This window comes from Pseudomonas sp. AC255, assembly GCF_979258175.1.
The window spans coordinates 5,665,145-5,677,600 of record NZ_OZ409841.1 but is presented as its reverse complement, the minus strand read 5'-3'; the positions used below and the strand labels follow the sequence as shown (position 1 = coordinate 5,677,600).

General features: G+C 61.4%; 12 protein-coding genes. 3 read left to right on the top strand and 9 right to left on the bottom strand.

Annotation, left to right across the window (positions count from 1 at the left end):
* Positions 1-37 precede the first annotated feature (37 nt).
* Both lgt and ACZZ0K_RS25580 read right to left on the bottom strand, forming a co-directional pair.
* Positions 38-853 (bottom strand): prolipoprotein diacylglyceryl transferase, encoded by an 816-nt coding sequence (gene lgt, locus ACZZ0K_RS25585; protein WP_016772683.1) that lies wholly within the window; start codon positions 851-853, stop codon positions 38-40.
* Between the two features lie 79 nt (positions 854-932).
* Positions 933-1,715: a sulfite exporter TauE/SafE family protein gene (locus ACZZ0K_RS25580; RefSeq protein WP_041476853.1), complete on the bottom strand. Its 783-nt coding sequence runs from the start codon at positions 1,713-1,715 to the stop codon at positions 933-935.
* A gap of 130 nt (positions 1,716-1,845) precedes the next feature.
* Here ACZZ0K_RS25580 and ACZZ0K_RS25575 point away from each other — a divergent pair, with 130 nt between their 5' ends.
* The gene (locus tag ACZZ0K_RS25575; RefSeq protein ID WP_252884985.1) at positions 1,846-2,592 is read left to right on the top strand and encodes an NRDE family protein; all 747 of its coding nucleotides are present in this window, start codon (positions 1,846-1,848) and stop codon (positions 2,590-2,592) included.
* A 209-nt stretch (positions 2,593-2,801) separates the two neighbouring features.
* On the opposite strand, the gene ptsP is transcribed toward ACZZ0K_RS25575, so the two are convergent.
* Together ptsP and ACZZ0K_RS25565 are read right to left on the bottom strand one after the other, a co-directional pair.
* A complete protein-coding gene (gene ptsP, locus ACZZ0K_RS25570; RefSeq protein WP_041476855.1) occupies positions 2,802-5,081 on the bottom strand; it encodes a phosphoenolpyruvate--protein phosphotransferase in 2,280 nt (759 codons plus the stop codon).
* Between the two features lie 22 nt (positions 5,082-5,103).
* On the bottom strand, positions 5,104-5,583 hold the full coding sequence (locus tag ACZZ0K_RS25565; RefSeq protein WP_003229203.1) for an RNA pyrophosphohydrolase: 480 nt from the start codon (positions 5,581-5,583) through the stop codon (positions 5,104-5,106).
* A gap of 143 nt (positions 5,584-5,726) precedes the next feature.
* Between ACZZ0K_RS25565 and ACZZ0K_RS25560 the strand changes: the two genes are divergently transcribed.
* Positions 5,727-6,383 (top strand): histidinol-phosphatase, encoded by a 657-nt coding sequence (locus ACZZ0K_RS25560; RefSeq protein WP_041476856.1) that lies wholly within the window; start codon positions 5,727-5,729, stop codon positions 6,381-6,383.
* A gap of 50 nt (positions 6,384-6,433) precedes the next feature.
* On the opposite strand, the gene ACZZ0K_RS25555 is transcribed toward ACZZ0K_RS25560, so the two are convergent.
* Both ACZZ0K_RS25555 and ilvA read right to left on the bottom strand, forming a co-directional pair.
* Positions 6,434-6,847 carry a DUF2269 family protein gene (locus ACZZ0K_RS25555; RefSeq protein WP_463559615.1) on the bottom strand — a complete coding sequence of 138 codons (414 nt, stop codon included), beginning with the start codon at positions 6,845-6,847 and terminating at the stop codon, positions 6,434-6,436.
* A 41-nt stretch (positions 6,848-6,888) separates the two neighbouring features.
* Entirely contained in the window at positions 6,889-8,403 is a 1,515-nt protein-coding gene (gene ilvA, locus ACZZ0K_RS25550; RefSeq protein ID WP_016772678.1) for a threonine ammonia-lyase, biosynthetic, read from the bottom strand.
* Between the two features lie 315 nt (positions 8,404-8,718).
* Between ilvA and rpiA the strand changes: the two genes are divergently transcribed.
* The gene (rpiA, locus tag ACZZ0K_RS25545) at positions 8,719-9,393 is read left to right on the top strand and encodes a ribose-5-phosphate isomerase RpiA (RefSeq protein ID WP_007913886.1); all 675 of its coding nucleotides are present in this window, start codon (positions 8,719-8,721) and stop codon (positions 9,391-9,393) included.
* Between the two features lie 145 nt (positions 9,394-9,538).
* Here rpiA and ACZZ0K_RS25540 read toward each other — a convergent pair whose 3' ends face one another.
* The 3 genes from ACZZ0K_RS25540 to ACZZ0K_RS25530 all read right to left on the bottom strand — a co-directional run bounded on the left by ACZZ0K_RS25540 (position 9,539) and on the right by ACZZ0K_RS25530 (position 12,431).
* Positions 9,539-10,456, bottom strand: a complete 918-nt coding sequence (locus tag ACZZ0K_RS25540; protein ID WP_041476859.1) for an SdiA-regulated domain-containing protein — start codon at positions 10,454-10,456, stop codon at positions 9,539-9,541.
* Positions 10,457-10,638: 182 nt separating this feature from the next.
* Positions 10,639-11,493 carry an SdiA-regulated domain-containing protein gene (locus ACZZ0K_RS25535; protein WP_463559612.1) on the bottom strand — a complete coding sequence of 285 codons (855 nt, stop codon included), beginning with the start codon at positions 11,491-11,493 and terminating at the stop codon, positions 10,639-10,641.
* 272 nt (positions 11,494-11,765) lie between these two features.
* A complete protein-coding gene (locus ACZZ0K_RS25530) occupies positions 11,766-12,431 on the bottom strand; it encodes a fumarylacetoacetate hydrolase family protein (protein WP_024014705.1) in 666 nt (221 codons plus the stop codon).
* Positions 12,432-12,456: the final 25 nt, after the last annotated feature.

Here is a 12,456-nt window from a genome sequence, read left to right as displayed (position 1 = left end):
CCTTGGAGCCCCGGCGTCGCGCGCCGGGGTTCGTAGTTTAAGCCGTCGGCGCGAGTGGCGCTGCCGGGGCGCGACGATAGGCCAGCCAGATCAGCAACAGCCCGCCGACAATCATCGGCACGCAGAGCACCTGACCCATGGTCAGCCAGTTCCACGCCAAGTAGCCGAGCTGAGCATCCGGGACGCGGACGAACTCGACGATGAAACGGAAGATGCCGTAGAACAGCGCGAACATGCCGGAGACCGCCATGGTCGGACGCGGTTTGCGCGAGAAGATCCACAGGATCAGGAACAGCGCCACGCCTTCGAGGGCGAACTGATACAGCTGCGACGGGTGGCGCGGCAACTGCGCCGGATCGCTGAACGGCGGGAACACCATGGCCCACGGCACGTCGGTGGCCTTACCCCACAACTCGGCGTTGATGAAGTTGCCGATGCGCCCGGCGCCCAGACCGATCGGCACCATCGGCGCGACGAAGTCCATGAGCTGGAAGAACGACTTGCCATTGCGCTTGCCGAACCACAAGGCCGCGAGCATCACGCCGATGAATCCGCCGTGGAACGACATGCCGCCCTTCCACACTTCGAAAATCAGCGTTGGGTTGGCCAGGTACGCGCTCAGATCATAGAACAGCACGTAACCCAGACGGCCGCCGACGATCACGCCCATCGATAGCCAGAACACCAGATCGGAGAGTTTCTCCTTGGTCCAGGTCGGGTCGAAGCGGTTGAGCCGGCGCGACGCCAACAGCCACGCGCCGCCGATGCCGATCAGGTACATCAGACCGTACCAGTGGATTTTCAGCGGACCGATGGCCAGGGCCACCGGGTCGATCTGCGGGTAAGGCAGCATTGCGACTCCTTGTTAGAGTTGAAAGCAAAATTCCCGGGTGACGCTGCCACCTCAGGATTAAGCCAGGATTGCCACGCGATCAGAGCAGAAAGCTCAAACCCACGCAGAACAGCAAAGCGGCGAACAGCCTTTTCAGCAAGCGCGGCGACAACCTGTGTGCCAGACGCGCGCCGAGCCGGGCGAAGACCATGCTGGTCAGGGCGATGCCCAACAATGCCGGCAAATACACAAAACCGAGACTATGGGCCGGCAACAACGGATCGTGCCACCCCAGAATCATGAAACTTAACGCGCTGGCCAAGGCAATCGGCAGGCCACAGGCCGACGAGGTCGCCACGGCCTGCTGCATCGGCACGCTGCGCCAGGTCAGAAACGGCACGGTCAGCGAGCCGCCGCCAATACCGAAAATCGCCGAGGCCCAGCCAATCACCGTACCGGCAGCGGTCAGACCGAGTTTGCCCGGTACCGTTCGGCTGGCCTTGGGTTTGACGTCCAGCGCCAGTTGCACGGCGATCACCAGGGCAAATACGCCGATGATCTTTTGCAGGTTCGGCCCGGAGATGGCTTCGGCGGTCAGCGCACCGAAACCGGCGCCGAGCAGAATGCCCACGGTCATCCAGCGAAAAATCGCCCAGCGCACCGCGCCGCGACGGTGATGTTCACGCACGGCGTTGACCGAGGTGAATATGATCGTCGCCAGCGACGTGCCCACCGCCAGGTGCGTAAGAATCGACTGATCGAAGCCCTGCAAAGTGAAGCTGAACACCAGCACCGGGACGATGATGATCCCGCCGCCAACGCCAAACAGCCCGGCGAGCACGCCCGCACAGGCACCGAGCGCCAGGTAGAGCAGAAATTCCATGACCGTCTCCAGCACGCATCGGCAAAACAGGAGCGGCATGTTAACGGATGCGCAGCCTTCTGCTCCACTGGCGATGGATGCACGGACGCCGGATGCGTAGAGTGGGCAAAAAACACACAAGGACCACCTTATGTGCCTGATTGTTTTCGCCTGGCGCCCGGGCCATGCCCAGCCGCTGATCGTCGCGGCCAACCGCGACGAGTTCTACGCCCGCCCCAGCCTGCCATTGGCACCTTGGCCCGAGGCGTCACAGGTGCATGCCGGGCGCGATCTTGAGGCCGGCGGCACCTGGCTGGGGATCGGCGCCAACGGGCGCTTCGCCGCACTGACCAATATTCGCGATCCGCAACAGCCGCCCGCGACCAAATCCCGGGGCGAGCTGGTGGCGCGGTTTCTTGCGGGCGATCTGTCGATTGATGATTATTTGAGCGATGTGGTGGCTCGTGCCGCCGAATATGCCGGGTTCAATCTGCTGCTGGGCAATGCCCATGAGTTGTGGCACTTCAATGCGCGGGCGTCAGAGCCGGTGATGTTGCAGCCGGGGGTTTATGGGTTATCCAACGCGGGGCTGGATACGCCGTGGCCGAAACTGCTCAAGGCCAGGGCGGCGTTGAGCGCGGTACTGGATGATCCGCAGCCTGAGCGCTTGTTGACCCTGCTCAGCGATGCACAGACCGCACCCGAGGCCGAGTTGCCGGATACCGGAGTGGGCATGGCAACGGAGTCGTTGCTGTCGAGCGTGTTTATTGCCAGCCAAAGTTACGGAACGCGGGCGAGTACAGCGTTGGTTGTGCAGGCGGACGGAACGCGGCGGATGGTAGAGCGCAGTTTTGGGCCGTATGGCGGGCATCTCGGGGAAGTTGAGGTTTGTGTCTAACAGCAGCCCCTCACCCCAGCCCTCTCCCGGAGGGAGAGGGGGCCGACCGAGGTGTCATGCGGTATACATCGACCTGAGAGATCGAGTCGATTATGGATTCAGCAAAGCACTTACAGGTCGACGGAGTTCTGCAGCATCCCCCAATCAGTCCCCTCTCCCTCTGGGCGGTCCGACGTTTCGGGAGGGCTAGGGTGAGGGGCCTTTGATCTTTAGAGAGCCTTGGTCACCACCGGCGAATTCATCTTGGCCAACCCGAGATTCTTCAGCGCCAGTTGCAGCGAGCTGTGGATAACCTGCGGGTTATCGATCTTCATCAGTTCGGCCAGCATCTCCTGGGCCTTGCTCAGGTTCACCTGACGCAACATCCACTTCACCTTCGGCAGGTTGGTGGCGTTCATCGACAGACTGTCGAAACCCATCGCCATCAACAGCACCGCCGCCGCCGGATCACCGGCCATCTCGCCGCAGATGCTCACCGGTTTGCCTTCGGCGTGGGCGTCAGTGACCACGGTTTGCAGGGCTTGCAGCACCGCCGGGTGCAGATAGTCGTAGAGGTCGGCGACGCGCGGGTTGTTGCGGTCTACCGCCAGCAGATACTGGGTCAGGTCGTTGGAGCCGACCGAAAGGAAATCGACCATCCGCGCCAGTTCCTTGGTCTGGTACACCGCTGCCGGGATCTCGATCATCACGCCGATCGGCGGCATCGGCACGTCGGTGCCTTCGTCGCGCACTTCGCCCCAGGCGCGGTGGATCAGGTGCAGGGCTTCTTCGAGTTCGTGAGTGCCGGAGATCATCGGCAGCAGAATCCGCAGGTTGTTCAGGCCTTCGCTGGCCTTGAGCATTGCGCGGGTCTGCACCAGGAAGATTTCCGGGTGGTCGAGGGTGACGCGGATACCGCGCCAGCCGAGGAACGGGTTGTCTTCCTTGATCGGGAAGTACGACAGCGATTTGTCACCGCCGATGTCGAGGCTGCGCATGGTCACCGGTTGCGGGTGGAACGCGGCGAGCTGTTCGCGGTAGATCGCCAGCTGTTCCTTCTCGCTCGGGAAGCGCTGGTTGATCATGAACGGCACTTCGGTGCGGTACAGACCGACCCCTTCGGCGCCACGCTTCTGCGCCCGCGCCACATCGGCGAGCAGGCCGGTGTTTACCCACAGCGGCATGCGGTGGCCATCGAGGGTCACGCACGGCAGGTCGCGCAGGGTGTCGAGGCCCAGCGCCAGTTGTTTCTCTTCTTCGACGACTTCGGCGAACTGCTTGCGCAGCACTTCGCTCGGGTTGGTGTAGACCTCGCCACGGGTGCCGTCGACGATCATTTCGATGCCGTCGACCTTGGCGTACGGCAGATCGACCAGGCCCATCACTGTCGGAATGCCCATGGCTCGGGCGAGAATCGCAACGTGGGAGTTACCTGAACCGAGCACCGAAACCAGACCGACCAGCGTGCCTTCCGGCACCTCGCCGAGCATCGCCGGCGTCAGCTCTTCGCTGACCAGAATGGTTTTTTCCGGGTAGACCAGGTTCTGCTGACGCTCTTCCTGCAGATAGGCGAGCAGACGGCGGCCAAGGTCTTTGACGTCCGAAGCACGCTCGCGCAGGTAGGCGTCGTCCATCAGTTCGAAACGGTTGACGTGCTCAGTGACCACCTGACGCAGCGCGCCCTGAGCCCACTGCCCCGTCTTGATCACGGTGGTGATTTCGCTGCCCAGCGAGGCATCGTCGAGCATCATCAGGTAGACGTCGAACAACGCGCGCTCTTCCGGGCGCAGTTGGGTCGCGAGTTTGGCGGACAAGGCGCGCATGTCGGCGCGCACGCCTTCGATGGCAGTCTTGAACAGCGCCAGCTCAGCGTCGATGTCGGTGATGGTCTTGTCCGGCACCACGTCCAGGTCCGCCGGCGGCAGCATGACCACAGCGGTACCGACGGCAGCACCCGGCGAACCCGGTACGCCGACGAACTTGGCTTCCTGAATGCCCTTGCCCTGCCGGCCCAGACCACGGATCGAACCGGTGGCCTCGGCGTGGGCGATCACGCCGGCAAGCTGCGCGCTCATGGTCACGAGGAAGGCTTCTTCACCTTCGTCGAACTGGCGGCGTTCTTTCTGCTGGATGACCAACACGCCGACGACGCGGCGGTGGTGGATGATCGGTGCACCGAGGAACGAGGCGTAACGCTCTTCACCGGTTTCGGCGAAGTAGCGATAGCGCGGGTGAACCGACGCGTTTTCCAGGTTCAGGGGTTCTTCACGCGTGCCGACCAGACCGACCAGACCCTCGTTGGGGGCCATGCTGACCTTGCCGATCGAGCGCTTGTTCAAGCCCTCGGTGGCCATCAGGACGAAGCGATTGGTTTCCGGATCAAGCAGGTAGACCGAGCAGACCTGGCTGCCCATGGCCTCTTTGACGCGCAACACAATAATCCCCAACGCCGCCTTGAGATCCTTGGCGGAGTTAACTTCCTGGACGATCTTGCGCAGCGTATTGAGCATGGCTCGGGGTCGAACTCCGTCGTCAGTCGCGCGCTAAAAGGCGCGGGGCAAGCTCTTTGAGAGCGCGTCGATACACCTCGCGCTTGAATGTCACCACCTGGCCCAACGGATACCAATAGCTGACCCAGCGCCAGCCATCGAACTCCGGTTTACCGGTCAGATCCATCCGCACCCGCTGCTCGTTGGAGATCAGGCGCAGGAGGAACCATTTCTGTTTCTGGCCGATGCACAGCGGTTGGCTGTGGGTACGCACCAGGCGTTGCGGCAAACGATAGCGCAACCAGCCCCGGGTACAGGCCAGTATTTCAACATCTTCACGTTCCAGGCCAACTTCTTCGTTCAGCTCGCGGTACAAGGCGTCTTCCGGCGTCTCCTCGGGGTTGATCCCCCCTTGCGGAAACTGCCAGGCGTCCTGATTGATACGGCGAGCCCATAGCACCTGGCCGGCGTCATTCGTCAGAATGATCCCGACATTGGGGCGGAAACCATCGGGGTCGATCACGGCAACAACCTCGCAAACGCATGTCGCCGCATTGTTCCACAAAGCTTGATCAGGCGGCAACGAAGGTTCCTACCTTATGTGCACTCTTGTGAAAAGACCGTATTCTTGTCGCCTTTTTACTGACTTTTCAGCGGGTAACTGCAATGCGCCTGGCTTTATTCGATTTGGACAACACCCTTCTGGGCGGCGACAGCGATCACGCCTGGGGCGATTATCTGTGCGAGCGCGGCTTCCTCGACCCGATCGCCTACAAGGCGCGTAACGACGAGTTCTATCAGGATTACCTGGCCGGCAAGCTGGACAACGCCGCCTACCTGAACTTCTGCCTGGAAATTCTCGGCCGCACGGAAATGGCCGTGCTTGAGCAATGGCACAGCGATTACATGCGCGACTGCATCGAGCCGATCGTGCTGCCCAAGGCACTGGAGCTGCTGAAGAAGCACCGCGATGCCGGCGACAAACTAGTGATCATCACCGCCACCAACCGTTTCGTGACGGCACCGATCGCCGTGCGCCTGGGCGTGGAAACCCTGATTGCCACCGAATGCGAAATGATCGACGGCCGCTACAGCGGGCGCAGCACCGACATCCCGTGCTTCCGCGAAGGCAAGGTCACGCGCCTCAATCGCTGGCTGGAAGAGACCGGCTATTCGCTTGAGGACAGCTATTTCTATAGCGATTCGATGAATGATCTGCCGCTGCTGGAGCAGGTGGCGAATCCGGTGGCGGTGGATCCGGATCCGAATCTGCGGGCCGAGGCCGAGAAGCGTGGCTGGCCGGTGATTTCGTTGCGCGACTGAGATTGCTATCGCTGGCAAGCCAGCGATGGGGGTCAACTCGGCCTCAAGCCTTAAACCGGCTTGGCCCCCATCAACGCCGCGATGGCGACAAATCCGACGCCGCTGACAATCGCCAGCGCCAGATTGAACTTGCGATTGCCCACCCCGCTTGTCCACAGCCGATCCAGCCGGACCAGCAGCCAGACCGCACTGAACGTGGCCACGGCGTAGATCACGCTGGATCCCAGAATCCACAATTGGCCCAACGGCCAGCCCACCAGATGCACCAGCCACCAGCCGGTGAAGGGCATGCTGAGCATGCCGATCAGCATCAGACACCAGATGAACAGCCAGGGACGGCGCATCGTACTGGCCGGCCCTTCGCTGCGATTTCGCCAGGTCAGGGCGGCGAGCCCCAGCCCGCTCGCGAGGATCACCACGGTCGCCGCGACGTGAATGACTTTCATGGTGGTCAGGGTTTCCATGTCGTTCTCATCCGTAGATCCATGCCCATCAGCGTAGCCGCTCAGCCAAGAAACAGCTGATAGGCCGGGTTATCGCTTTCATCCCAGTATGGATAGCCGATTTCCGCCAGCGCCGCCGGCACCAGATGACGCTCGTCATGCGGCACTTGCAAGCCGGCGACCACACGCCCGTCCGCCGCGCCGTGGTTGCGGTAGTGGAACATCGAGATGTTCCAGCGCCCGCCGAGCTTGTTGAGGAAGTTGAACAACGCGCCCGGACGCTCCGGGAATTCGAAGCGCAGCACCACTTCATCGACCACCTGCGCGGCGCGGCCACCGACCATGTGGCGAATGTGCAGCTTGGCCAGCTCGTTGTCGGTCAGGTCGAGCACCGGGAACCCCTGCTCGGTCAGGCTCGCCAGCAAGGCGCTGCGCGGGTCGTTGTCCGGGTGGGTCTGCACGCCGACGAAAATGTGCGCTTCGCTGCCGGTGTTGTAGCGGTAGTTGAATTCGGTTATCTGGCGCTTGCCGATGGCTTCGCAGAACGCCTTGAAGCTGCCGGCCTTTTCCGGAATGGTCACGGCGATGATCGCTTCGCGACCTTCGCCCAGTTCGGCGCGTTCGGCGACGTGGCGCAGGCGGTCAAAATTGACGTTGGCGCCGGAGTCGATGGCGACGAAAGTCTGCCCGCTGACGCCACGCTGCTCAACATACTTCTTGATCCCGGCCACGCCCAGCGCGCCGGCAGGCTCGGTGATCGAGCGGGTATCGTCGTAGATATCCTTGATCGCCGCGCAGATCTCGTCGGTGCTGACAGTGATCACTTCGTCGACGTAATCCTTGCAGATCTCGAAGGTGTACTGGCCGATCTGCGCCACCGCCACGCCGTCGGCGAAGATGCCTACGGTCGGCAGAACCACGCGCTCACCGGCAGCCATCGCTGCTTGCAGGCAGTTGGAATCGTCCGGTTCGACGCCAATTACCTTGATGTCCGGACGCAGGTATTTCACGTAAGCCGCGATACCGGCGATCAGCCCGCCCCCGCCGACCGGGACGAAGATCGCATCCAGCGGCTGCGGGTGCTGACGCAGGATTTCCATGGCCACGGTGCCCTGCCCGGCAATGGTGTGCGGATCGTCGTACGGGTGGATGTAGACGTAGCCTTTTTCATCGACCAGTTTCAGCGAATAGGCCAGCGCCTCCGGAAACGAGTCACCGTGCAGCACCACTTTGCCGCCGCGCGAACGCACGCCTTCGACTTTGATTTCCGGGGTGGTCTTGGGCATGACGATGGTGGCTTTGACGCCCAACACTTTCGCCGCCAGAGCCAGACCCTGCGCATGATTGCCCGCCGACGCGGTGACCACGCCACGAGCGCGCTCTTCGTCGCTCAATTGCGTCAGCTTGTTGTAGGCGCCGCGAATCTTGAACGAGAACACTGGCTGCAAGTCTTCGCGCTTGAGCCAGATGTCATTGCCCAGCCGCTCGGAGAGCTGGCGGGCGTTCTGCAGCGGGGTTTCTACGGCAACGTCATAAACGCGCGAGGTGAGGATCTTTTTGACGTACTGTTCGAGCATCGGAAAGCATCACTGGCGATTGGGCGGGACCAGCGAGTCTAACCCGCCTTTTGCCGAGGCGACCACACTAAACAGGTGGTTTTAAGGTCTGGAAACCCAATCTTGAGTGAGCACCGTTGTGGTGAGGGGATTTATCCCCGCTGGAGTGCGAAGCGCTCCCCTGCTTTTTCAGTCACACCGCGTTCCTGGGTTTTACGACGACTGCGTCGCCGAACGGGGATAAATCCCCTCGCCACAGCTTGTTTCCCCCTGTACCACCGCGAGGCCTATAATGCCGGCCTTTCTGCCCAACCCTTGCCCGCTTCCGGAGCCCGCATGACCCAGGATCAACTCAAACAGGCCGTGGCCCAGGCCGCCGTCGACTTCATCCTGCCGAAACTCGACGACAAGAGCATCGTCGGCGTCGGCACCGGCTCCACCGCCAATTGCTTCATCGACGCCCTGGCCCAGCACAAGGGCGCGTTCGATGGCGCGGTCGCCAGCTCCGAAGCCACCGCCGCGCGCCTCAAGGGCCATGGGATTCCGGTGTATGAGCTAAATACCGTCAGCGATCTGGAGTTCTACGTCGACGGCGCCGATGAGAGCGATGCGCACCTGAACCTGATCAAGGGCGGCGGCGCGGCCCTGACCCGCGAGAAGATTGTCGCCGCTGTGGCCAAGACCTTCATCTGCATCGCTGACGCCAGCAAACTGGTGCCGGTGCTCGGCGAGTTCCCGCTGCCGGTGGAAGTCATCCCGATGGCCCGCAGCCACGTTGCCCGCCAACTGGTGAAACTGGGCGGCGACCCGGTGTACCGCGAAGGCGTGCTGACCGACAACGGCAACATCATCCTCGACGTGTTCAACCTGCAGATCACCAACCCGGTGGAGCTGGAAGCACAGATCAATGCCATCGTCGGCGTGGTCACCAACGGCCTGTTCGCCGCGCGCCCGGCGGATCTGTTGTTGCTGGGCACCAGTGAAGGCGTGAAAACCCTCAAGGCTGAGTAAGCCGGACTGCCCACACTGGTGTGGGCAAATGAAATACCTGTGGGAGCTGGCTTGCCAGCGATAGCGGCCTGTCAGTCAACAGTGATGTTGAAAGTGATGGCCTCATCGCTGGCAAGCCAGCTCCCACAGTGTTTTGGGGTGTTGGTTAGGGCTGTGCCGGTTTTTTGAAGACGTAAAACAGATTCGGCTCGCTCACCAGGTACAACGTGCCGTCATCATCCATTGCAATTCCCTCCGCCTGCGGCACGGTTTTCTGCAAACCCTGGCGCCCGCCGCTGATCGACATGGTGCTCAACGGGCGCCCGTCGACATCCAGTTCGATAATCAACCGCGACTCGTCCGACAGCGCCAGCAAGTGCCCGCTGCGCTCGTCGTACTGCAGACTCGACAGATCACGCACAAACATTCCGGCATCGCGCTTGGGGTTGTTGATCACGTGCACCGCGTAGGTCTTGTCCGGTTTGAAATGCGGGAAGCCGTGGACTTCGTAGATCAGCATCGGGTCGCGTTCTTTCGCCACGAACAGCCGCTTGCCCACAGAATCATAAGCAAGCCCTTCGAAACCCTTGTTGCCGGACATGTGCACGCCAAGGGTCATTTGCTCGGCATCCTCGGCATCGAGAAAAGTGGTGTCGGCCTCGAGGTGGATCTTGATCAGGCGTTGCTGACGCTCGTCGGTGATCACGTAGGTGTCGGCACTGATGTACTCGACGGCTTCCGGATCGCCAAACCCCACCAGAGCGATGCGCCGCAGAATCTTGCCTTCCAGGGACAATTCGACCAGTTCGGAATTCTTGTTGGTGACCGTGAACAGACTTTTGCGCACCGGATCGTAGGTCAGCGCCGAGACGTCATCGTCGAGCCCCTCGATCGGCCGCGCCTCGATCGTCACCCGATACTGGTCGAGCCCGATCGCCTCGCTGCTCACCGGTTGCCACAGCGTGTGCAGGTTGAACCAGGCGCGCTCGAACAGACGCAGGTATTGGCCGATCGCGATCAACGCAATCAGGACAATCATCAACAGGACGAGAATCAGCGGTTTGGGGCGGGCAAGTCGACGCATTCAGGCAGGCTCGGATTCATGACAGGCCGATGAAATATCACGCCTGTCTGAACTGAAGCTTAATGGCCACTTGCCTCAGATCACAAGCCAAGCGCCGTAGGAGCTGCCGAAGGCTGCGATTTTTTGACTTTCATAAGCAAGATCAAAAATCGCAGCCTGCGGCAGCTCCTACAGGGAAGGCATCACCGGTGTTTTTCGAATCGGTAGAACAGGTTCGGCTCGCTGACCATGTACAGCGTGCCGTCCGCATCCACGGTCATGCCTTCGGCGCGGGGAATGGTGTCTTTCAGACCGTTGAAATTCCCAAGCAACGTCATGAAGCTGACTTGCTTGCCATCCTCGTCGAGTTCAAGCAACAGATGTGAATCCGCCGACAGCACCAGCAGATGGCCAGTGCGCGGATCGACAGCCAGCGCCGACAGGTTGCGCAGATCCAGCTGATCGCTGGCCAGCTTCTGCTTGTCGCCCTGCAGGGTCTGGCCGCCATCGCTTTTCCAGGTGAACAGCGCCGGTGGGCGTTCCTCCCCCAGAATCAGTCGCTGATTGCGCGGATCCCACGTGATGGCCTCAAACGCCTTGTTCTGATCTTTCGACGGCCCGAGATCGTATTTCGGGAAATCGGCGATGTTCAGCTCACGAGTCACGGCGTCGATCTTGACGATCGACAAGGTATGCTCACGCTCATCGACAATGGCCAGCAAACCGTTTTCCATGACCGTCAGGCCTTCCGGATTGCTCCAGCCCACCAGCGGCATCTTGCGCAACACGTCGCCCTCAAGCGTCAGCTCGACCAGGAAGGCATTCTTGCCCATCACCGCAAACAGGGTCTTGGTCTGCGGGTTATAGGCCAGATCCGAAGCTTCGTCCTTTTCCATACCCGGCAGCGGCTTGGCATCGATGACCACCTGATAATCCGGCAGCCACACACTCTCCTTTTGCTCGGCCTTGCTCTCGAAGCGCTCCAGCACCCACAGCACGCCGCGATCATCCCAATGCATGGCGAACGCCAGCCCATAGGCTGCGGCGATGACCAGCAACAGCCAGACATACCAGCGCAGGACGAAGCGCGAACGGGAGGGGATTTCTGCTGAGTTCGAGATGCCATCGAGGGATGCGTTCCGTTAATTCAGGCCAAGGGTAATAGCACAAAGAGGCCGGCTGAGACGCCAGAATCGCGGGAATTATCCAGAGAGGATGTGAAAAAAACGGGAAATGGCGGGATTGGCGTGTGCGTTTGCCAGCAACACACTTGTGGCGAGGGGATTTATCCCCTCACCACAAAGCTCACCCCCTGCAAGGGCTTCTGCGGTTAGCGCACGCTGCTGCTGAAGCTGCTCGCCCCCGGCAGCTCGAGGACGATTTCATCGCCGACATTCAGCGGGCCGACGCCCACTGGCGTGCCGGTGAGGATCACGTCGCCGGCCTGCAGCGAGAAGCAGCCGGCCATGTGCTGGATCATCGGCACGATCGGGTTGAGCATCGCGCTGCTGTTGCCGTCCTGACGCACTTCGCCGTTGATGGTCAGGCGGATGCCGATGTCGGTCAGGTCAGCGAAGGTGCTGCCGACCACGAACGGCGCGATCACCGCCGCGCCGTCGAACGACTTGGCGATTTCCCACGGCAGGCCCTTGGCTTTCAGCTCGGCTTGCTTGTCGCGCAGGGTCAGGTCCAGCGCCGGGGCAAAACCGGAGATTGCGTCGAGGACTTCTTCACGGCTCGGTTTGGTCGACAGCGGCTTGCCGATCAACACGGCGATCTCCGCCTCGTAGTGCACTGAACCACGCTCGGTCGGAATGCTGAAACCGCCTTCCAGCGGCACCACGCAACTGCCCGGCTTGATGAACAGCAGCGGCTCGGTCGGCACCGGATTGTCCAGTTCCTTGGCGTGTTCGGCATAATTGCGGCCAATGCATACGACTTTCCCGATCGGGAAGTGAATGCGCGTGCCGTCGACGTACTGGTGCTGATAGCTCATTTACCGACTCCTGCCTTTATTGATT